The following is a 19,688-nucleotide window of genomic DNA, read 5'->3' on the forward strand; positions in this document are numbered from 1 at the left end:
CCGGGAAGGCGGGGATTCAAAGGCGAAGGCCCTTCGGTTTCCCGGAGGGCCTTCGTGTCGGTGCGCCGCCAGGGACTCGAACCCCGGACCCGCTGATTAAGAGTCAGCTGCTCTAACCAACTGAGCTAGCGGCGCCTGCTGACGTCGTAGACCTTAGCATCCAGGTCGGCGGGAGGAAAAATCGATATCCGCACGGCGGCACGGGCCGCCCGGACGGCCGCCCAGAGCAGGATCTCCGGGCCGGGGAGCCAGGGGTGACGGGTGTCCGGGGCGACCAGCCAGCGCGCGCCGGCGGAGGCGCCGTCGGCGGTGCGGGCCGGGGCGGGCACGGTCACCGCGTCGCCGTTGCCGTGGCACAGCAGCGGCGGGGCCGCCGGGGCGCGGCGCTCCGGGGTGCCGTCCTCCCCGCGGGTGCCCCACTCCTCCCAGCTCATCAGCGAGGGCAGCCGCTGGGCGGTGCCCGGCGCGGCGAACAGCAGCATCCGGCCCCGGAACGCCGCCACCGGGCCGGAACCCGGGCCGTCGTCCCAGAGCCGGGCGAGCATCCGGCGGCCGAACATCGCGGGAGCGCTGACCACGTCGAAAACCGAGCCGCAGGGCAGCACCACGGGGGCGTCGGGGCGCTCCTCCCAGAACGCCAGAGTGGTGCGGGGATACGTTCCTGCCGAGGCCAGCCAGGCGGCTCCGTCCGGGGTGACGCCGGCGGCGTCGAGGCAACTGCTCATGCCTCCAAGATCTACCGTCCGTGAGCGGAACGCTGCTCTGGGTTGCGGGAAATCGGGACAGGAGCGGGGGGTGAGGGGTATCTTGCCCGGATCTTGCCCGTCTGGCATATGCCTGAGAGGCCCGCGGCGGCTCACACCGGGTCGACGTGCTCCCGGCCCTCCACGGCCCCCCGCAGCAGGTCGCGGCCGAACTCGACCATCTTCACGGCGTAGTCCTCGGTCCACTCCGCACGCTCGGCGATGTCCGCGGTGGTCAGCCGGTCGAAGCGCCGCGGGTCGGCCAGCTGGGCCGCCGCCACGGCCTGGAACTCCACGGCCCGGTCGGCCGCCGCCCGGAAGGCCAGCGTCAGCTCCGTCGCCCGCGCGAGCAGCGCCCGGGGGTCGTCGATCGACTCCAGATCGAAGAAGTGCTCCGGGTCTGCTGCCGCCTGCGTGGGCTCGAAGAGCAGGGGCGCGGGGCGTAGCCGCGGTTCGTTCCGACGCGGCGTGGGCTCCGCCATGTCTTCTCCTCCTCGTACGTACGTCATGGATGACCCCCGGTGAAGCGGGCCACCGTCCATTGTCCCGCGCCCGCGCAAGGGGGCCTCGCACCCCGAGTCACCTGGCCGGTCAGGGATGCCGGCGACCCGGTGTTCCGAGAGGCGGGACAGGACCGCGTGGTTGGCCTCCCAGCCGTCCGGGCTGTGTTCATCGGCCGCCTCCGGCGGCGTGCCGGACTCCGTCCGGCGGGCTGGGGCGGCCGGGGCCGGTCAGGGCTGCCAGGCGACTCGGTGTTCGGACAGGCGGGACAGGACCGCGTGGTTGGCCTCCCAACCGTCCGGGAATTTGACCAGCGTGCCCAGCTGGACCGGTTCCGTGGACGGGTAGTCGTCGAGGAGGTCGGTGACGCCCTCGCGGCAGACCACGATGCAGGCGTGCCGGTGGCGGGAGGCGAGGACGCACAGGCGGCCCGTCTCCAGGTGGAAGGCGGTCGCGTCGGGGCGGCCGGAGAGCGGGTGCAGGACGACCGTGACGTCGTACTCCCGGCCCTGGAGACGGTTCGCCGTGTCGACGGTGACCTCGTGGACGCCCAGTTCGGCCAGCGCGGAGCGGACCGCGGCCGCCTGGTCGCGGTGCGCGGTGCCGACGGCGATCCGGTCGGCGGTCAGCGGCGCCGGGTCCGGCGAGCGCTCGGAGACGGCCGCCCCGCCCCGCTCCAGCAGCCGCCGTACGACCGCCGCCACCGCGCCCACCGCCTCCGGGTCGGTGCGCGGGGTGTGCCGGGCGGGCAGCTCCAGCAGGCCCCAACCCGCCTCGGCCGCCTCGTCGATCACCCGGTCGGGACCGGAGCCGTCGGAGCCGACCGCGAAGGAGAGCCGCCGGTCGCCGTGGCCGGTGCCGCTGCGGAAGGGCGTGAACGGGTAGAACGCGTCCGAGACCAGCGGCGCCGCCGACGCGGGCAGCCGCCAGGACACCGGCAGCCGGTGCTGGGGCAGCTCGGGGTTGTGCGCGAGCAGGGTGGTCACGGCCGACGCCGACGGGTCGTACGACAGCCCCGCCCACTGCTCGCCCCCCACGATCGAGAACGGGTCCAGCTGCCCGGGGTCGCCCACGAACAGCGCCCGTTCGAACAGCCCGGCCACGGCGAGCAGGGAGTCCGAGCGCATCTGGTACGCCTCGTCCACGATCGCGTGCCGCCACGGTTCGTCGACCTTCACATGCGCCCACTTCGCCGCCGTGGAGATCGTCACCGGCAGGCCCGCGAGGTCCGCCGCCTTCGCCGACTTGCGGACGTTCGCCAGCCCGTCCAGCGCCTTGTCGTACGGGTCGGAGTCGCTGCTGTGCAGCCGGCCCACCGGCAGCTCGGGCGCCTTCTCGGCGAGCCGCAGCACCAGGTCGTCGACCTGGGCGTTGGTCTGCGCCACGACCATCAGCGGGCGGCCCGCCCCGGCGAGTTCCAGCGCCGCCCGCACCACCAGCGTGGACTTGCCCGCGCCGGGCGGGGAGTCGACGACGACGCCGCGGTGGGTGCCGTGCAGGGTGTCGGCGAGGATCGCGTCGGTGGCCTCCGCCGCCGCCGCTCCCGGGTCGAACACGGTGGTCACAGCAGGTCCTCCTCGGTGGGCCGGTCGGCGGTCTCCGGCACGGCCTCGCCGGGCGGCCCGCCGTGCGTCCACGGGGTCTGCTCCGGGTCGGGCAGCTTCGCCCCGCCCCGCTGCTCGTGTTCGAACAGCGTGTAGCAGACCCGGTCGCCCTTCTCCGGCACGGACCCCTGTTCGGGCTCCTTGCCGCGGCCCATCTTGTCCAGCACCCGCAGCGTCAGCAGATCCCCGTCGGCGCCGACCAGTTCCGCCGACTGCGGCTTGCCGCCCAGCGAGCGGTACACCTTCACCCGCTCGCCGAGCTGCGGCCGGTCGTCCGTCCGCACGGTGACCAGCGGGCGCGGGCTCGGCCGCTTGCCCTCGCTGTACGCCATCAGCACGTCCGTGACCTCGCCCGCGAACGCCTCCCCGGACAGCCGCCGCCCCGCCATCACCAGCGGGTCGTCGAGCGCCTCCTGCGCCTGGAGCCGGGACTGCTCCCGCTCGCGCGAGGCGAGCTTGTTCGCGGCCGTCACCGCGTCGTCCCGGCGCGGCTGCGGAGGCTCACCGGCGGTGATCCGGTCGCGGTGCGCGGTGAAGGACCAGCGGTCGCGGGTCCACCGCTCCTCGACATGGGCGCCGGCGGGCAGCTCCCGCAGCAGGTCCAGGCCGTGCCAGACCGCGTCCCAGGTGGGCCGGGTCCGGCTCTCCACCAGCTCGCGGATCTCCCGTTCGGCCGCCGTGAGGATGCCCAGCCGGTCGTCGGCCTCCATGCCGTCCTCGGCGGCGGCCAGCGCGGTGCGGGCCCGGTCGTAGCGCTCGAAGGCGGGGGCCAGCAGCTTGTTGTCGAAGGCGGGGTCGGTGGCCGGTCCCGCGGGCGGGCACTCCAGCTGGCCCCGCGCGTCCCGGGCCAGCTCCGCGCGGAGCGCCGCCTCGGCGCCGGTCCCGCCGGGCGGGGGATCGATCCACGCCAGCAGCGCGCCCAGGTGCTGGTCCTCCAGGGACGACTGGCCCGTCGCCCAGTGCCGGGCCAGCACCTCGGTCATCGCCAGCAGCAGCGAGGACCCGGGCACCCGGGACCGCTCCCCGTAGTGCGTCAGCCAGCGGCCGAGCAGCGGCACCCGGGGCGGCGCCGGATACGGCGTCTCCGGGTCCTGCTCCGCCGTGCGCCGAAAGCGCATGGAGCGGCCGAGGAGGCGGACGAAGTCCAGGCCGGCCCGGCTCGGCACGATCAGCTGGGGCGCGTCCGCGCACAGGTCGACCTCGACCTTGACCCGCTTGCCGGTCTCCGGGTCGGTGTCGGTGCGCTCGGCCGCCTCGACCACGTCGGCGTACGCCTCCACGTGCGGCAGCACCGAGTCGGCGAGGTCGGCGAGGAAGGTGAACCGCAGATCGCGGTCGCGGGGCTGGGGCACGACCAGCAGCCGGGGCGCGTCCCGGTCGGTGCCGACCAGGGCGCCGAGCGGGGCGCCCGCCTCACCGGCGGTGGTCAGCGGCACGAAGACCAGCGGGCGCTCCGACAGATGGCGGTGGCGGACGGTGGCCGAGGGCTGGGCGCGGCCGGTGCTGATCGCCTCCAGCCGGGCGAGGGTGGAGATCAGGGACACAGGGCCGACTCCCGGACGCCGAGGGCCTCGGCCCGCAGGTACGCGGCTCTGCGCAGCGCGGCCACCGCCGGATCGGCCGGGTCCCCGGCCGTGCCGCGGGCCGCCGCCAGCACGTCCTCGACCGTGCTCAGACCACCCAGCTCGGCACGGGCCGCGCGGCCCAGCGAGGTGACCGCGCCGGCCGCGCGCGAGCGGTCCCGGCAGTGGAAGGCCAGCTCGCAGGCGGACAGGCAGTCCGGCGCGTACGTCGCCGGCACGGACTCCACGGCCGCCGTCAGCTCCTCGGCGGGCAGCCCGGGGTCGAAGCAGGCGCCCTCGGGCAGCGCGTCGGCGATCTCCTCGATCCGGGTGAGCCGGGTCAGCTGACGGGCGGTCACCGCGCGCTGCTTGCGGACGTCGACCGCGGAGGCGGTGGGCAGGTTGGAGAAGTCCTTGGGGCAGACGAGGAGGATCCGGTGCCGTACCCGGGGGGCCGGGGCCTCGTCCGGGCCCCCGGCGAGGCGGGCGGCCACCTGCTCCAGCGCCAGCACGTACACCGCCGCCTGACGGGCCGCCGCGCCCACCTTCGCCGGGTCCGCCGAGCCGTCCAGCATCGGGAAGGACTTGATCTCCACCACCGACCAGCTGCCGTCGGGGTGCACCACCACCGCGTCCGGCTCCAGGAAGGCGGGCGAGCCCGCGACGTCGAGCGCCAGCAGCGGATGGTCCAGCAGCGTCCAGGAGCCCGGGGCCCCGCTAGCCTCGCGCAGCGCCAGCGCCGTGCGGGCCACGCGGCCCTCGGGGCCGGTCGCGGAGAGGTCGGGCAGTGACGCCCGGGCGGGCGGCTCGGCCGAGCGGTCCAGCTTCTCGTGCGCCAGGCGGAGCAGTTCGGCGCCGCCGTCCGCCTTCACCTTCGCCTCGAAGGCGTTGCCCCGGGTGAGCGCGAACTGCGACTGTCCGAAGGCCGACGGCGAGCCCAGCGCGGTCGCCAGCACCGCCTTGTTCACCCCGGCGCCGTCCAGGATCGCGCGCCGTCTGCACCCGGGGTTGGCGGCCAGCGCGGCCAGCGCGCGGGCGTCCAGTGCCTTGGCCGGTACCTCGGGACCGCGCAGCTCAGCGAGCCTTTGCCGGAGCGCCGTCCCCCGCGTCCGTGGGAGAGGCACCCGACTCGGCTCCGGGTTCGAACCGTGACTCGCGCTGCCGTGGGAATCGCTCACCCGCGGAAGTCTGGCATCCGCCACTGACAATCGAGGTCTCCGTGGCGGAAGTGGTGTCCTGGGCGGGCTGTGCCGAGCGGGCCGCGACCAGGCTGGCCCGGCCCTCGAAGCGGGCCCGGACGCGCTCCGCGCAGCGCAGCACGTACGGCGTCAGCAGGAACCCGGCACCCATCACGGCGGCGCCCGCCACCGCGTCCAGGAAGTAGTGGTTCGCGGTGCCCATGACCACGATCACGGTCACCGTCGGGTAGATGACGGCGGCGGTCTTCGCGAGGCGGGTCCCGCCGTACCGCCACAGCATGACGCCGCACCACAGCGCCCAGCCGCAGTGCAGGCTCGGCATCGCCGCGTACTGGTTGGTCAGGCCGCCCAGGCCCTTCGGGGCGCTGGCCTCACCGCCCCACCAGCCGTACGAACTGTAGTAGGCCATCGTGTCCACGAAGCCGTGCGTCGGGGAGAGCAGCCGGGGCGGGCAGGTCGGCAGCAGGGTGAAGCCGATCAGGCCGATGAACGTGGAGGTCATCAGCCAGGTGCGGGCGGCCCGGTAGTGCACCGCGCGCGAGCGGAAGATCCAGACCAGGACCACCGGGGTGACCAGGTAGTGCAGCGAGGCGTACCAGAAGTCGGCCGGCACGCCCAGCCACGGCTCTCTGGTGAAGAGACGGTTCAGCGGGTGCTCGGCGTTGAGGTGCAGCACCTTCTCGACGCGCAGGATCGCCAGGCCGTGGTCGACGGCCGAGCTGACGTCGCCGCGGGCCAGCAGCCGGCCCGCCGAGTAGCACGCGTACACCAGCACGATCAGCGGCAGCTCGGTCCACCAGCGCAGACGTATCCGCGATGCCGCCCCCATGGCCGGTGTCTCGGCGTGCGGCATCCGATCGCCTCCCCCATCTCTTCGTGGCGCCGGTCGCCCGGACCCGCCACCTTACGGTGCTCGCGCACGCCCCCGTCGGGCGCCCCCGGCCCTGATAGACGCTGAGATCGCCCGTCGGGTTGCCCCCTCACAGGGTGCGGGATGATGGGTGGGTTCCGCCTCGCATATTCACGGAAAGGCACGCGACGCCATGGCACCGCGCATTCTGTTGGCCCGGCACGGACAGACCGAGTGGTCGCTGTCCGGCAAGCACACCGGGCGGACCGACGTGCCGCTGCTGGAGGAGGGCCGCCGCGGGGCCAAGCTGCTGGGCGAGCGGCTGCACCGGGCGCCGCTGGACGGGCTGCCCGGGGTGGAGGTGCGGACCAGTCCGCTCGTACGCGCGCGTGAGACGTGCGAACTGGCCGGCTTCGGCGACCGGGCCGAGCGCTGGGACACGCTGATGGAGTGGGACTACGGCGCCTACGAGGGCATGACGCCCGCCGAGATCCAGGCGGTGCGGCCCGGCTGGCTGATCTGGCGTGACGGTGTCCCCGGGGGCGAGGGCCTGGCCGAGGTCGCCGCGCGGGCCGACGAGGTGGTCTCCTGGGCCCGCTCTGCCGACCGTGACGTCCTGGTCTTCGCCCACGGCCACATCCTGCGCTCCATAGGCGCCCGCTGGCTGGGCCTGCCCCTGGACTTCGCGGCCCGCATCCGTCTGAACCCGACGTCACTGTCGGTGCTGGGCTGGGCCTACGGCGAGCCGGCGCTGGAGAGCTGGAACGACACCGGGCACCTGGTCGGCTGAGCCCCGCGTCATACCGCGCGCGGCAGGCTCGCGTGCCGTTCCAGGAAGCCCGACACGCCCGCCGCCCGCCGGTGCGGGAGCAGGACCCGGGCCGTGCCCGCCAGCATCGTCTGGATCCGGGAGGACTGGACCTCGTCGAGCAGGTCCAGCAGCCGCATCCCGGCCGCCGCCGCCTCGTCCGGGTGGCCGCCGCGCGCGAGGTCGTCCGCCAGCTCCGCCGTGTACAGGGCGATGTTGCGGGTGAAGTGCGGGTCCTGGAGCTGTGCCGCCCGGTCGGCGTGCCGGGCCGCCCGGCGCCAGTCGCCGAGCGTCGACCAGCACTGCGCCTCCAGGCCCTCCAGCTCCGCCTCGCCGTAGAAGCTCATCCACTCGGGGTCGTGGTCCGAGTGGCCGCGGGCGAAGAGGGCCTGCGCCCGCGCCAGTGCCTGGGCGCAGCCCGTGCGGTCGGCGAGCCCCGCCCAGCCGCCCGCCTCGCGCAGCGCGAGCAGGGACAGCAGGCGGGGGGAGCCGAGCGGCTCGGCGGCGCGCCGGGCGGCCTGCGCCGCGCGCACCGCCTCGCGCGGCCGGCCGGCGTCGCGGGCGAGGAAGGAGGTGTTGCAGAAGGCGTGCGCCTCCAGCGCCGGGTCCCCGGCCATCCGGGCGGTCGCCAGGGCCTCCGCGTAGTGGGAGCGCGCGTCGTCGAACCGTCCCGAGTCGTGGGCCAGCCAGCCCACCGAGATGGCCAGTTCACCGGCGCCCGAGTGAAGCCGTTCGGCCACCCGGTGCCGGGTGGTGCCGGCGTCGAGCAGGGCGTAGGCGGCGCGCAGCGGGGCCGCCGCCCTGCGGTACAGGCCGTCCGCCCCGTGCCGGTCGTCCAGCACCCGGATCCTGCGTACCGCCTCCTCCAGTACCTCCACCTCGCCGGTCCCGACACGGCGGGAGGGACGTTCCGCGGCCGTGGCGTCGATGGTGAGCCCGAGCGGGCTCAGCGTGACGGCGGCCACCGTGGCTCCGCCGCCGGTCATGAATGCGCGACGCAGCACGTCGCTCTCCTCGGGTTTCTCGTGCGTGTCGTACGGGTCCTGCGTGTCATACGGCTCGTCCGCCCCTTGCGTCTCACCGGTGGCTTCGGTAAGGGCGGCGCCGGGCGGGAGTTCGTCGGCGCGCGCCCGCCGTCCGCGTACGGAGGCGCGGGGCGCGAAGCCGAGGTCGGTGAGGGTGCGACCGGGGAACATGTGCAGGAACACCCGCTCGTACGCGTAGTTGGGGCAGCGGATCTCGCCGGCCTCGACCCGGCCGACGTAACGAGCGTCACAGCTGACCCGTTCCCCGATCTCGCGGGCGGCCCGGCGTACCGCCGCGGCGAACTCGGCCGGCGAGCGCTGTCCGCGCAACTGCCGGAACGCGAGATTCGGTCGGGGTGGTCTGGCGGGCTGGGACGCGTTCAGCTCTGACGACGTCATGGCCGGTCCTCTCGTGCGAACCGTCGAACCATGCCGGACAGGTGGGGAGTTGAACCATTTGTTCGCTTCGTACCCCGGGTGCCCGGCGGGCAAGAACGTACCTGCTGTCTCGGACCCGCCATGCGGTGTTTGGCTACAAACCGGATATCTCATCCAGCATCTGCCATGAACTGCCATCCTTTGCGGCGGACTTGCGCCGTTTCCGTTGACGCCCCGGCACGTTGAACCGCGTGGACCGGGAGCCGCCCGCCTCCCGACCCGCCCGTTTCGAGGAGGGCTGCGTGGTGGAGACCGGTATGGAGACCAGGCAGAGCGTCGATCCCCGTACGTCGATGACGACGGTGGGGCACCCCCCGACCCAGGAGTGCAGCGCGCCGCCGTGCACCTCGGCCGCGTGCGACCTGGTGACGGTGCCGGCCCGGCAGGGTCTGGAGGCGGTCGACATCCTGCGCCGGGGCGCGGGGGACGCGGTGGGGCCGGTGCTGCACGACGACGGGTGCGACACCCTCGGCTTCGTCGTGCCGCCCGGCACCGCCGCGGGGTGGGACGTGCCCGGCAGTACCTGTACCGAGACCGACGGGCGCGGGCTGAGCCTGGTCCCCGAGCCGCCGCCGGAGGGCTCCGACTGGCTGCTGCCCCCCGGCGAGGCGGACCTCGCCACGGACCCGACGGTCCTGCGGGCGGCGCTGGACGAGGCGGCACGGCTGATCGAGGCGGCCGACAACTGCCGGTGACGGGGGTGCGTGCGGCCCCGGCGGACGACCGGGGCCGCGCGGGGGCGCTCTGCGTGATCACCACCGGCTCCGCATAATGGCCGGATGGGCAAGTCCAGAAACCCGCGGCGCCAGGAGTCGGCCGCCCTCCCGGTCGTCGAGACCGTCGACGGAGGGCTCGCCGAACTGATGCCCGACCGCGACCGGACGCGCGCCTGGACCCTGCTCATCGACGGGGCCCCGCAGTCGCACGTCGACCTGGACGACCCCACCTTCCTCTCCTTCGAGTACCAGCGCCGCATCGGGCACGTCATCGACCTCGTCGCCCCGCCCGGCAAGCCCGTGCAGGCCGTCCACCTCGGCGGCGGCGCCCTCACCCTGGCCCGGTACGTCGCCGCCACCCGCCCCCGCTCCACCCAGCAGGTCGTCGAGCGGGACGCGGCACTCGTCCAACTGGTCCGCCGCGAACTGCCGCTGGACCGCAACGCCCGGATCCGGGTGCGGTCCACGGACGCGCGCGAGGGCCTCGCCAAGGTGCCCGACGGCTGGGCCGACCTGGTCGTCGCCGACGTCTTCAGCGGCGCGCGCACCCCCGCCCACCTCACCTCCACGGAGTTCCTCGACGAGGTGCGCCGCGCCCTGCGCCCCGGCGGCTGGTACGCCGCCAACCTCGCCGACGGCCCGCCCCTGGCCCACCTGCGCGGCCAGATCGCCACCGCGGCCGCCCGCTTCACCGAACTCGCGCTGGTAGCCGACCCGACCGTGCTGCGCGGCAAGCGCTTCGGCAACGCCGTCCTGGTCGCCGCCGACCAGCCGCTCCCGGTTCCGGAACTGACCCGCCGGGCCGCCTCCGACCCGCACCCCGGGCGCGTCGAGCACGGCAGGGCCCTCACCGACTTCGCCGGCGGCGCCGTCCCGGTCACCGACGCGGCCGCGGTCGCCTCACCGGCACCCCCGGCGTCCGTCTTCCGTTAGGGCGTGTGTCGCCCTAGACCCCGCGGACCGGACCGGACCGGACCGCCGGCAGGTCAGTAGTCCCCGATCTCCACCCGCGGCGCGCTGTCGTGCCAGGTGCAGAAGACCGACACCCGGTCCGCGCCCGACGCGAACTCCACCCGGATCCACGACTCCGTCTTCCACACCTGCATCGACCACCCCGTGCCCGGCGTCGCCGACACCAGCGTCGCGTACGTGTCGGCGAGGTCGAAGACGACCCGGCCGCCGTCGGTGTCGTAGCTCTTGATCCGGCCGGAGGCCGTGGGGGAGGGGGCCGGCGACACGGTGGGCGGGTCGGAGGGCCGGGGCGTGGGGGACGTCTTCGACGACGGGCCCTTCGAGGGCGCCGCGGGCGTCGAGGGCGACGGGACCGACCGCTGAGTGGCCGAGACCTGCGGCTTGGACTCCTGAGTCGTCGCGTCCGCCGCCGCGATGGGCAGGGCGCGCGGCGGTTCGTAGGCGGTGCCCGCCATCACCGTGTGGACACCCCACCACGACAGCGTGACCGCCGCGCCCGTGGCGAGCGACCAAGCCAGTACGTGTACGAGTCCTCTGCGCATCGCGGGCCATACTGCCTCACCCGTCCCACAGGTGTCTCCCCGCCGTCCACAGCGCCGGAGTTGTCCACAGGCCCGGACCGGGCTCGCCCGCATGGCGTACGGTGCGGCGCATGGCAAGTGTGCTCGTGGTCGAGGACGACCAGTTCGTGCGCTCCGCCCTCATCCGGCATCTGACCGAGGCCGCGCACACCGTGCGCAGCGTCGGAACGGCCCTGGAGGCGCTGCGCGAGGTCGCCCATTTCCGTTTCGACGTGGTCATCCTGGACCTCGGCCTGCCCGATCTCGACGGGTCCGAGGCCCTGAAGATGTTGCGCGGGATCACCGACGTCCCGGTCATCATCGCCACCGCCCGCGACGACGAGACCGAGATCGTCCGGCTGCTGAACGACGGCGCGGACGACTACCTGACCAAGCCGTTCTCCGTCGAGCACCTCTCCGCCCGGATGGCGGCCGTGCTGCGCCGGTCCCGTTCCACCGGCGCCGAGGCCGCCCCCTCCTCGGTGCTCCGCGTCGGCGGCCTCACCGTCGACCCGCTGCGCCGCCAGGCCGAACTGGACGGCGTACGGCTGGACCTGACCCGCCGCGAGTTCGACCTCCTGGCCTTCCTGGCGGGCCGGCCCGGTGTCGTCGTGCCCCGCAAGGAACTGCTGGCCGAGGTGTGGCAGCAGTCCTACGGCGACGACCAGACCATCGACGTCCATCTGTCCTGGCTGCGCCGCAAGCTGGGGGAGACCGCCGCCCGTCCGCGCTATCTGCACACGCTGCGCGGGGTCGGCGTGAAGCTGGAGCCGCCGGGTCCGCAGGGAGGGCCGCCACGATGAGATGGGCCCTGGTCAAGGTCTCGCTCGCGGTCACCACCATGGTCGTGCTCGCCTTCGCGGTGCCGCTCGGACTCGTCATCAAGGAGATGGCCCGCGACCGGGCCTTCTCCAACGCCGAGCGGGAGGCCGCCGCGGTCGCCCCGGCGCTCTCCATCACCACCGACCGCGAGCAGCTCGAACGCGTGGTCGCCTCGGCCGGCGCCGAGGCGGAGATGGCCGTGCACATACCGGCCGCCGACGGCTCCGCCGCCGTCGACATCGGCCGGCAGCGCGCGGCCCGCGACGACATCGCGACCGTACGGCGGCTCGGCCGCGCCTCCACCACCGAGGTGCCCGGCGGCTCCACCCTGCTCCAGCCCGTGGCCCTCAGCTCCGGCGAGATCGCCGTGGTGGAGGTGTACGTCCCCGAGGCCGAGGTCAGCAACGGCGTCTCCACGGCCTGGGCGGTGCTCGCCGCCGTCGGTGCCGCCCTGATCGTCGGCTCGGTCGCGGTCGCCGACCGGCTCGGCGTACGGATGGTGCAGCCCGCTCAGCGCCTGGTCGAGGGCGCGCACGAACTGGGGGAGGGCAAACTCGGCGCCCGGGTGCCGGAGGAAGGACCGAACGAACTGCGGCTGGCCGCCGCCGCGTTCAACTCCATGGCCGACCAGGTCGTCCAACTGCTCGCCAACGAACGGGAGCTGGCCGCCGACCTGTCGCACCGGCTGCGGACCCCGCTGACCGTGCTGCGGCTGAACGCCGCCTCCCTCGGCGAGGGGCCGGCCGCCGAGCAGACCCGGGCGGCCGTGGCCCAGCTGGAGCGCGAGGTCGACACCATCATCCGTACGGCCCGGGAGGCCAAGCCGCAGACGGCCGCCGCCGGTCCGGGCGCGGGGTGCGACGCGGCCGAGGTGGTGCGTGAGCGGATGTCGTTCTGGTCGGCGCTCGCCGAGGACGAGGGCCGCAAGGTGCGCGTGGCCGGCGTCGACCGGCCGGTGCGCATACCCGTGGCCCGTGCCGACCTGGCCGCCGCGCTGGACGCCCTGCTCGGCAATGTCTTCCGACACACCCCGGAGCGCACGGCCTTCGCCGTCGACGTGCACAACGGCGAGGACGCGGTGATCGTGCTCGTCTCCGACGCGGGCCCCGGCATACCCGACCCGGAGGCCGCCATGGCCCGCGGGCGCGGCTCCGGAAGCGCGGGCTCCACCGGGCTCGGCCTGGACATCGTGCGCCGGCTCGCGGAGTCGACCGGCGGTGACGTGCGGATCGGCTCGTCCGTCCTCGGCGGGACCGAGGTGAGGATCTGGATCCAGCTGGACGGGCGGGCCCCCGAGCGCCGCGGGCACCGGGTCCGCAGACGCCGCACCGGCCGGCTGGTCTCGACCTTTAACCGCCCCCGATCCCTTCCTTAAGCGCACCCTAAGATCCTCAACCACCGTCCCGATCAGGCTTTTTGCCCGATTCGGCACCGCTAGCGTGCTGCCGCACCCCTCCCCCGTGAGCAGTGAAAGCAGGCACGCGATGAGCATCCACCGGCGCAAGGTCAGCGGCAGGAACAAGGCGATAGGCGGTCTGGTCGCCGCGGCCGTGGTCGGTGGAGGCGCCGTCCTCCTCACCGGTACCGCCCAGGCGGCCGGGGTGGGCGCCGCGTACACCAGGACCAGCGACTGGTCGACGGGGTACACCGCTCAGTACGTCGTCACCAACGACACCGGCTCCACGAAGGCCGACTGGAGGCTCGGCTTCGACCTGCCCGCGGGGGCGAAGCTCAGCTCGCTGTGGAACGCCGAGTCCAGTGTCAGCGGCTCGCGGGTCACCGTGAAGCCGGCCGCCTGGGACAAGGACGGTCTGGCGGCGGGGGAGTCGGTCACGGTCGGCTTCGTCGTCAACGGCTCCGGCGACCCCACCGGTTGTGTGATCGACGGCGTCAAGTGCTCCACCGACACGGGCGCGACCCCCGAGCCCACCGGCCGCCCCACCGGGACGGCGACCCCGACAGCCACCGCCACGCCGACCCCCACCCCCACGGCCACCGCGACGCAGAGCGCCACGCCCACGGCGGAGCCCACCCGGACCCCGGGCGAGGGCACCACGACGAACGCCGGCTTCGCCCCGTACGTGGACACCTCCCTCTACCCGGCCTTCGACCTGGTCGCCACCGCCGAGGCCACCGGGGTGAGGGACTACAACCTGGCCTTCGTCACCGACGGCGGCGGTTGCACGCCCAAGTGGGGCGGGGTGACCGACCTGGCGAGCGACGCGGTGGCCGCGCAGATCGGCGCGCTGCGTGCCAAGGGCGGCGACGTCCGGGTCTCCTTCGGCGGCGCGGCCGGCAGCGAACTGGCCACCACCTGCTCCTCGGCGAGCGCCCTGGCCGCCGCCTACACCAAGGTCGTCGACGCCTACGACCTCACCAAGGTCGACTTCGACGTCGAGGGCGGCGCGTTGCCCGACACCGCCGCCAACACCCGCCGCGCCCAGGCCATCGCGAAGCTCCAGCAGGACCACCCCGACCTGGACGTCTCCTTCACCCTGCCGGTGATGCCCGAGGGGCTCACCCAGCCCGGTGTGGACCTCCTGGCCGACGCGAAGAAGAACGGCGTGGCCATCGACGCCGTCAACATCATGGCGATGGACTACGGCCCGGCGTACAGCGGCGACATGGGCACCTACGCCGAGCAGGCGGCCACCGCCACCCAGGCCCAGATCAAGGGCGTCCTCGGCCTGTCCGACAGCGCCGCCTGGAAGACCGTCGCGGTCACCCCGATGATCGGCGTCAACGACGTGGTCACGGAGATCTTCAAGGTCGAGGACGCCACCCAGCTGGTCGACTTCGCGAAGTCCAAGGGACTCGGCTGGCTGTCGATGTGGTCGGCGACCCGCGACAAGGCCTGCCCCGGCGGCCCGAAGCCCGCGGCCGACGCCACGTGCAGCTCCATCACCCAGGACAAGAACGCCTTCGCCAAGGCCTTCGCGGCCTACAACTGACCCACGGGGGGCGCCCCGGCCGGTCTTCCCCCCCCCATCCGGCCGGGGCGTGCACGAAGAACAGCGGGCCGCGGCACCTCCCCACGGGTGCCGCGGCCCGCTGTCGGCTAGTCCGACTCCACGCTCGGGAGGGCGCCCGTGCGAGCTGCCTGTCCGTACCACAGGGCGCTCGACTTCGGGGTCCGCTCCAGGGTCGTGTAGTCGACGTACACCGCGCCGAAGCGCTTGCTGTAGCCGTAGGACCACTCGAAGTTGTCCAGCAGCGACCACAGGTAGTAGCCCCGCACGTCCGCGCCGTCCTCGATGGCGCGGCGGACCGCGGCGAGGTGGCCGTGCAGGTAGGCGATCCGCTCGGGGTCGTGGACCTGGCCGTCGGGGTCGGGCTTGTCGTCGTAGGCCGCGCCGTTCTCCGTGATGTACAGCGGCAGACCGGGGGCGAGCTTGCTGTAGCGCATAATCAGGTCGTGCAGGCCGGTCGGGTCGATCGACCAGCCCATCTCGGTGCGCTCGCCCGGCGACTGGTGGAAGGCCACGTCCTCCGAGGCCGGCCACGGGCTGTACGCGGTCACCCCGTGCCCGTCCGCGCGCGGACCGGTCGGCGCCGACTCGGCGGCCGAGACCAGCGACGGCGTGTAGTAGTTGAGGCCCAGCGCGTCCAGGGGCTGGTGGATCAGGGCCAGATCGCCGTCCTGGACGAAGTCCCAGTCCGTCAGCGACGAGGTGGCCGTCAGCAGCGACTGCGGGTAGGCACCCTGGAACATCGGGCCGTGGAAGATCCCGTTGGCCAGGTCGTCGATCCGCTGCCGGGCCGCCAGGTCCCCGGGGGCGTCCGAGACGGACCTGACCACCGCGGAGTTCAGGCTCACCGCGACCGAGTTGCGGGCCGGCATCACCGAACGCAGGGCCTTGGTGCCCAGACCGTGCGCGAGGTTCAGGTGGTGCGCCGCGCGCAGCGAGGCCGCGGGGTCGGTCCGGCCGGGCGCGTGTATGCCCGACGCGTACCCCAGGAAGGCGCTGCACCAGGGCTCGTTGAGGGTGATCCACTGCTCCACCCGGTCGCCCAGCGCCTCACCGACGATCTGCGCGTACTCGGCGAACCGGTAGGCGGTGTCCCGCTCCGGCCAGCCGCCCGCGTCCTCCAGCTCCTGCGGCAGGTCCCAGTGGTAGAGCGTCACCGCCGGTTTGATGCCGTGCTCCAGCAGTTCGTCCACCAGATTGCGGTAGAAGTCCAGACCCCGCTGGACCGCGGGACCGCGGCCGGTCGGCTGCACCCGGGACCAGGAGATCGAGAAGCGGTACGCGCTCAGGCCCAGCTCGGCCATGAGCGCCACGTCGTCCCGGAACCGGTGGTAGTGGTCGACAGCGATGTCACCCGTGTCGCCGCCGGTGGTCTTGCCGGGCGTGTGGCTGAAGGTGTCCCAGATCGACGGGGTGCGGCCGTCCTCCCGCACCGCCCCCTCGATCTGGTACGCGGAGGTCGCCGCGCCCCAGAGGAAGGCGGGAGGAAAGGTCACCGGGGTCACCGGCTGTGCGGACTCAGGCATGGAAGCGCTCCCAAAGGAGGTCGGGTGGACCGACGAGTAAGAGGAGGGGGGAAGGAAGGGGCCGGAGCGGCGGTGACCCGGCCCCTGGGAAAGGGGGGCGTCAGCCCTTGACCGCGCCCTGCATGATGCCGCCCACGATCTGCTTGCCGAAGATCGCGAAGACGATCAGCAGCGGCAGCGTGCCCAGCAGCGCGCCCGCCATGATCAGGGACTGGTCGGGCGTGTAGCCGCGGCCCAGACCCGCGACCGCCACCTGCACGGTCGGATTGCCGTTCTGGGTCAGCACCAGGAACGGCCACAGGAAGTCGTTCCAGGTCTGCACGAACATCAGCATGCCCAGCACGGCCATCGCCGGACGGGCCGCCGGGAACACCACGTGCCAGATCACGCGCCAGCTGCTCGCGCCGTCCACCCGCGCCGCCTCGATGATCTCGTCGGGCAGCGCCTGGATCAGGTACTGCCGCATGAAGAACACACCGAACGCGCTCACCAGCGAGGGCAGGATCACCGCCTGGAGCTGGTCGGACCAGTCGAGCTTGGCGACCATCATGTACAGCGGGATCACACTGAGCTGCGGCGGCACCATCATGGTGCCGATCACGATCAGCATCATCGCGTTGCGGCCCTTGAAGCGCAGCTTGGCGAAGGCGAACCCGGCGATCGTCGACAGGAACACGATGGTCAGCGAGGAGACACCCGCCACGAACGTCGTGTTGATGAACGCCTCGCCCAGGTTGGCGTCGTTCCACGCCAGATCGAGGTTGTCGAAGAGGTTCGAGCCGAACCAGAACGGCGGCGGTGTCTCGGCCAGCCGCTGGTTGTCGCGGGAGGCGGCGATCGCCGTCCACACCAGCGGGAACAGCGAACCGATGGTGAACAGGCCGAGGATCACGTACGCGATCGGCCCGGCGTGCAGGGTGCCGCCCGCCCGCGCCGACTTCGGCCGCAGGGACCGCTTGGGCGCGTCGGGGGCGTCGGGTTCCCCGGGTTTCGTCAGGGTCGTCGTCACGGCCGTCTCCTTAACTACTGGCGCGCAGCCGGCGCGAGATGACGTAGTTGGCGATCCCGACCACGATGAGGATCAGGAACATGGTCCAGGCGATGGCGGAGGCACGGCCCAGGTGCTGGTTGACCCAGCCCTGCTCGTACAGGTAGAGGCCGAGCGTCTGGAACTGGTGCTGGGATCCGCCGGAGGCGCCCTTGTTCGCGTCGAACAGCAGTGGCTCGCCGAACAGCTGCGAGGCGCCGATGGTCGACACGACGACGGTGAACAGGATCGTCGGGCGCAGCGAGGGCAGCGTGACATGGAAGAACTGCTGCCAGCGGCTCGCCCCGTCCAGCGCGGCCGACTCGTACAGGTCCTGCGGGATCGCCTGCATCGCGGCCAGGTAGATCAGCGCGTTGTACCCGGTCCAGCGCCAGACCACGATGGTGGAGACGGCGATCTGGGAGGCCCACTTGTCGTTCTGCCAGTCGATGTGGTCGATGCCGACCGTGCCCAGCGCCCAGTTGATCATGCCGTAGTCGCGGCCGAACAGCAGCACGAAGACCAGGGAGGCGGCGGCGATCGAGGTGGCGTACGGCGCCAGCATGGCGACCCGGTAGAACGTCGACGCCCGCAGCTTGTAGTTGAGGATGTGGGCGATGCCCATCGCCATCAGCAGCTGGGGGACGGTCGAGATGATGCCGATGGTCAGCGTGTTCTCGGCCGCGTTCCAGAAGAACTCGTCGTCGAAGATCCGGGTGTAGTTGCGCAGTCCGACCCAGTTCATCTCGGTCGGCGCGGTCAGTTCCACCTGATGCAGCGAGGCCCAGCCCGTGTAGATCAGCGGGAACAGGCCGAAGGCCAGGAACAGCAGGAAGAACGGGGAGACGAAAGCGTACGGACTCCAGCGCACGTCCCGCTGCCAGCGGCGGGACAGCCGGGACCGGCGCTGCCGCTCCTGCTCGGTCTCCGGACCGTTCCCCGCGGGGCGGCCCGGGGCCGCGCCCCCCTCCTTGGAGGGGGACGCGGCGGCGGTGTCGTGCCCAGTGGTCATCCGGGTCACTGGTCCAGGGCGTTGTCGATGGTCTTGACGGCGTTGTCCCAGGCTTCCTCGGGCGACTTGCCCTGGGTCACCAGGACCACGCCGTTGTCCGTCAGGCCCTGCTGGATGATCTGGTCCTTCGGGCCGATCGTCTGCACGGGGATGTTCGCGGCGGCGGCGGCGAAGATCGTGCCGATCGGCGCGTCACCGGTCATGTCGTTCTTGGCACCGGTCACCTCGGCCGACTCGTAGGCCGCCGGGGTGCTCGGGAAGCTGCCCTGCTTGCCGAAGAGCTTGGCCTGCTGCTCGGGAGCGGTCAGCCACGCGGCGAGCTTCGCCGCCTCCTCGGTGTTCTTGCCGGACTTGGGCACGGTCAGGAAGGAACCGCCCCAGTTGCCGGACTTCGGCGCCTGGGCCACGTCCCACTTGCCGGCCGACTCGGGCTTGGACTTGCCCTTGATGTAACCGAGCATCCACGGCGGGCAGGACATCGCGGCGAACTTGGAGTTGGCGATGGTGGTGTCCCAGGCGGGCTGGAACTGCGTCTGGTTGCCGATCAGCCCGTCCTCGGCCGCCTTCGAGGTCAGTTCGAAGGCGTCCTTCACGGCCGGGTTCGTCTTGTAGATGACCTCGCCGGAGGCGTTGTAGAAGCGGTCCTTCTCACTGCTCAGGATCGCCTGGAGCAGACCGCCGGGGGAGTCCAGGAACGTGGTGCCCTTGGGGCCCTTCGCCTTGTAGTCGTTGCCGACCTCGACGAACTTGTTCCAGTCGTCGGCCCAGAGCTTGCCGACCTCCTCGCGGTCGGTGGGCAGCCCGGCCTCCTCGAAGAGGTCCTTGCGGTAGCAGATGGCCATCGGGCCGACGTCGGTGCCCACACCGACGGTCAGACCGTCCGAGGTGGTGGCCTGCTCCCACTTCCACTCCAGGTAGTCGCTCTTCTTGCCGTACTTCGACAGGTCGAGCAGCTTGTCGGACTGGGTCTGGACGATCTCGGCGATGTTGCCGACCTCGACCATCTGGATGTCCTGGAGACCGCTGTTGGTGGTGAGGTGGTTCAGCAGCGCCGGGTAGTAGTTCTCGTTGCGCTCGATGACGGTCTGCTGGATGTCGATCTCGGGGTGGAGCTTCTCGTACTCCTTGTAGAGACCGGACTCCTCGAAGCCGGCGGCGCCGAACAGGCCAAGGGTGATCTTGATCTTGCCGCCACCGCCGTCGGACGACGAACTGTCCTTGTCGTCGCCGTCGTCGGCACAGCCGGCCAGCAGCCCGGCGCCCAGCGACGCCACCGCCGCGAGGACAACCGCCTTACGGCGGATTCGGGTACGTGCTCGCATTGAGTCCTCCTGTTGCCCTGACGTGCCGACCC

18 protein-coding genes and 1 tRNA gene are annotated in these 19,688 nt (G+C 72.8%); 6 read left to right on the forward strand and 13 right to left on the reverse strand.

Annotated features, from left to right (window positions below):
* Positions 1–61 precede the first annotated feature (61 nt).
* The 7 genes from AB0E07_RS11475 to AB0E07_RS11505 all read right to left on the reverse strand — a co-directional run bounded on the left by AB0E07_RS11475 (position 62) and on the right by AB0E07_RS11505 (position 6,462).
* Positions 62–135 (reverse strand) — tRNA-Lys (locus AB0E07_RS11475).
* Entirely contained in the window at positions 126–725 is a 600-nt protein-coding gene (locus AB0E07_RS11480; protein ID WP_362248739.1) for a bifunctional DNA primase/polymerase, read from the reverse strand. Before AB0E07_RS11480 ends, AB0E07_RS11475 begins: the two co-directional genes overlap by 10 nt.
* Before the next feature lie 131 nt (positions 726–856).
* Positions 857–1,225, reverse strand: coding sequence for a hypothetical protein (locus AB0E07_RS11485; RefSeq protein WP_362248742.1), 369 nt, complete (start codon positions 1,223–1,225; stop codon positions 857–859).
* Positions 1,226–1,474: 249 nt separating this feature from the next.
* Complete coding sequence (locus tag AB0E07_RS11490; RefSeq protein ID WP_362248745.1) at positions 1,475–2,809, reverse strand: AAA domain-containing protein; 1,335 nt, start codon at positions 2,807–2,809, stop codon at positions 1,475–1,477.
* Positions 2,806–4,392: a hypothetical protein gene (locus AB0E07_RS11495; protein WP_362248748.1), complete on the reverse strand. Its 1,587-nt coding sequence runs from the start codon at positions 4,390–4,392 to the stop codon at positions 2,806–2,808. The genes AB0E07_RS11490 and AB0E07_RS11495 overlap by 4 nt, the downstream gene beginning before the upstream one ends.
* Positions 4,383–5,534, reverse strand: coding sequence for a hypothetical protein (locus AB0E07_RS11500; protein WP_362248751.1), 1,152 nt, complete (start codon positions 5,532–5,534; stop codon positions 4,383–4,385). Before AB0E07_RS11500 ends, AB0E07_RS11495 begins: the two co-directional genes overlap by 10 nt.
* A complete protein-coding gene (locus AB0E07_RS11505) occupies positions 5,485–6,462 on the reverse strand; it encodes a phosphatase PAP2 family protein (protein WP_362248753.1) in 978 nt (325 codons plus the stop codon). Before AB0E07_RS11505 ends, AB0E07_RS11500 begins: the two co-directional genes overlap by 50 nt.
* A gap of 190 nt (positions 6,463–6,652) precedes the next feature.
* On the opposite strand from AB0E07_RS11505, the gene AB0E07_RS11510 reads away from it, so the two are divergent.
* Positions 6,653–7,249: a histidine phosphatase family protein gene (locus tag AB0E07_RS11510; RefSeq protein ID WP_362248756.1), complete on the forward strand. Its 597-nt coding sequence runs from the start codon at positions 6,653–6,655 to the stop codon at positions 7,247–7,249.
* A gap of 8 nt (positions 7,250–7,257) precedes the next feature.
* On the opposite strand, the gene AB0E07_RS11515 is transcribed toward AB0E07_RS11510, so the two are convergent.
* On the reverse strand, positions 7,258–8,691 hold the full coding sequence (locus AB0E07_RS11515) for a hypothetical protein (protein WP_362248759.1): 1,434 nt from the start codon (positions 8,689–8,691) through the stop codon (positions 7,258–7,260).
* Positions 8,692–8,987: 296 nt separating this feature from the next.
* Between AB0E07_RS11515 and AB0E07_RS11520 the strand changes: the two genes are divergently transcribed.
* Positions 8,988–9,425, forward strand: a complete 438-nt coding sequence (locus AB0E07_RS11520) for a hypothetical protein (RefSeq protein WP_362249073.1) — start codon at positions 8,988–8,990, stop codon at positions 9,423–9,425.
* 84 nt (positions 9,426–9,509) lie between these two features.
* On the forward strand, positions 9,510–10,379 hold the full coding sequence (locus AB0E07_RS11525) for a fused MFS/spermidine synthase (protein ID WP_362248761.1): 870 nt from the start codon (positions 9,510–9,512) through the stop codon (positions 10,377–10,379).
* Between the two features lie 53 nt (positions 10,380–10,432).
* Here the strand turns inward: AB0E07_RS11525 and AB0E07_RS11530 are convergent, their stop codons facing one another.
* Positions 10,433–10,960, reverse strand: coding sequence for a hypothetical protein (locus tag AB0E07_RS11530; RefSeq protein WP_362248764.1), 528 nt, complete (start codon positions 10,958–10,960; stop codon positions 10,433–10,435).
* Positions 10,961–11,070: 110 nt separating this feature from the next.
* Between AB0E07_RS11530 and AB0E07_RS11535 the strand changes: the two genes are divergently transcribed.
* The 3 genes from AB0E07_RS11535 to AB0E07_RS11545 all read left to right on the forward strand — a co-directional run bounded on the left by AB0E07_RS11535 (position 11,071) and on the right by AB0E07_RS11545 (position 14,751).
* Positions 11,071–11,781: a response regulator transcription factor gene (locus AB0E07_RS11535; protein WP_362248767.1), complete on the forward strand. Its 711-nt coding sequence runs from the start codon at positions 11,071–11,073 to the stop codon at positions 11,779–11,781.
* Positions 11,778–13,175 carry a HAMP domain-containing sensor histidine kinase gene (locus AB0E07_RS11540; protein ID WP_362248770.1) on the forward strand — a complete coding sequence of 466 codons (1,398 nt, stop codon included), beginning with the start codon at positions 11,778–11,780 and terminating at the stop codon, positions 13,173–13,175. Before AB0E07_RS11535 ends, AB0E07_RS11540 begins: the two co-directional genes overlap by 4 nt.
* 109 nt (positions 13,176–13,284) lie before the next feature.
* Positions 13,285–14,751, forward strand: coding sequence for a cellulose binding domain-containing protein (locus AB0E07_RS11545; RefSeq protein WP_362248773.1), 1,467 nt, complete (start codon positions 13,285–13,287; stop codon positions 14,749–14,751).
* A gap of 107 nt (positions 14,752–14,858) precedes the next feature.
* On the opposite strand, the gene AB0E07_RS11550 is transcribed toward AB0E07_RS11545, so the two are convergent.
* The 4 genes from AB0E07_RS11550 to AB0E07_RS11565 all read right to left on the reverse strand — a co-directional run bounded on the left by AB0E07_RS11550 (position 14,859) and on the right by AB0E07_RS11565 (position 19,656).
* Positions 14,859–16,295, reverse strand: coding sequence for a GH1 family beta-glucosidase (locus AB0E07_RS11550; protein ID WP_362248776.1), 1,437 nt, complete (start codon positions 16,293–16,295; stop codon positions 14,859–14,861).
* Positions 16,296–16,395: 100 nt separating this feature from the next.
* Complete coding sequence (locus AB0E07_RS11555; RefSeq protein WP_362248779.1) at positions 16,396–17,304, reverse strand: carbohydrate ABC transporter permease; 909 nt, start codon at positions 17,302–17,304, stop codon at positions 16,396–16,398.
* 10 nt (positions 17,305–17,314) lie between these two features.
* Positions 17,315–18,334 (reverse strand): sugar ABC transporter permease, encoded by a 1,020-nt coding sequence (locus tag AB0E07_RS11560; RefSeq protein WP_362248782.1) that lies wholly within the window; start codon positions 18,332–18,334, stop codon positions 17,315–17,317.
* A 5-nt stretch (positions 18,335–18,339) separates the two neighbouring features.
* Complete coding sequence (locus AB0E07_RS11565; protein WP_362248784.1) at positions 18,340–19,656, reverse strand: extracellular solute-binding protein; 1,317 nt, start codon at positions 19,654–19,656, stop codon at positions 18,340–18,342.
* Positions 19,657–19,688: the final 32 nt, after the last annotated feature.

It is taken from the genome of Streptomyces sp. NPDC048002 (genome assembly GCF_040653275.1).
GTDB lineage: Bacteria > Actinomycetota > Actinomycetes > Streptomycetales > Streptomycetaceae > Streptomyces.

What these genes read in the sequence shown, in the direction of transcription:
- AB0E07_RS11560 (WP_362248782.1), bottom strand. Translation starts at nt 18,334, where the DNA reads ATGACCACTGGGCACGACACCGCCGCCGCGTCCCCCTCCAAGGAGGGG.
- AB0E07_RS11550 (WP_362248776.1), bottom strand. Translation starts at nt 16,295, where the DNA reads ATGCCTGAGTCCGCACAGCCGGTGACCCCGGTGACCTTTCCTCCCGCC.
- AB0E07_RS11485 (WP_362248742.1), bottom strand. Translation starts at nt 1,225, where the DNA reads ATGGCGGAGCCCACGCCGCGTCGGAACGAACCGCGGCTACGCCCCGCG.
- AB0E07_RS11565 (WP_362248784.1), bottom strand. Translation starts at nt 19,656, where the DNA reads ATGCGAGCACGTACCCGAATCCGCCGTAAGGCGGTTGTCCTCGCGGCG.
- AB0E07_RS11520 (WP_362249073.1), top strand. Translation starts at nt 8,988, where the DNA reads ATGGAGACCAGGCAGAGCGTCGATCCCCGTACGTCGATGACGACGGTG.
- AB0E07_RS11525 (WP_362248761.1), top strand. Translation starts at nt 9,510, where the DNA reads ATGGGCAAGTCCAGAAACCCGCGGCGCCAGGAGTCGGCCGCCCTCCCG.
- AB0E07_RS11530 (WP_362248764.1), bottom strand. Translation starts at nt 10,960, where the DNA reads ATGCGCAGAGGACTCGTACACGTACTGGCTTGGTCGCTCGCCACGGGC.
- AB0E07_RS11545 (WP_362248773.1), top strand. Translation starts at nt 13,285, where the DNA reads ATGAGCATCCACCGGCGCAAGGTCAGCGGCAGGAACAAGGCGATAGGC.
- AB0E07_RS11505 (WP_362248753.1), bottom strand. Translation starts at nt 6,462, where the DNA reads ATGCCGCACGCCGAGACACCGGCCATGGGGGCGGCATCGCGGATACGT.
- AB0E07_RS11480 (WP_362248739.1), bottom strand. Translation starts at nt 725, where the DNA reads ATGAGCAGTTGCCTCGACGCCGCCGGCGTCACCCCGGACGGAGCCGCC.
- AB0E07_RS11540 (WP_362248770.1), top strand. Translation starts at nt 11,778, where the DNA reads ATGAGATGGGCCCTGGTCAAGGTCTCGCTCGCGGTCACCACCATGGTC.
- AB0E07_RS11515 (WP_362248759.1), bottom strand. Translation starts at nt 8,691, where the DNA reads ATGACGTCGTCAGAGCTGAACGCGTCCCAGCCCGCCAGACCACCCCGA.
- AB0E07_RS11535 (WP_362248767.1), top strand. Translation starts at nt 11,071, where the DNA reads ATGGCAAGTGTGCTCGTGGTCGAGGACGACCAGTTCGTGCGCTCCGCC.
- AB0E07_RS11510 (WP_362248756.1), top strand. Translation starts at nt 6,653, where the DNA reads ATGGCACCGCGCATTCTGTTGGCCCGGCACGGACAGACCGAGTGGTCG.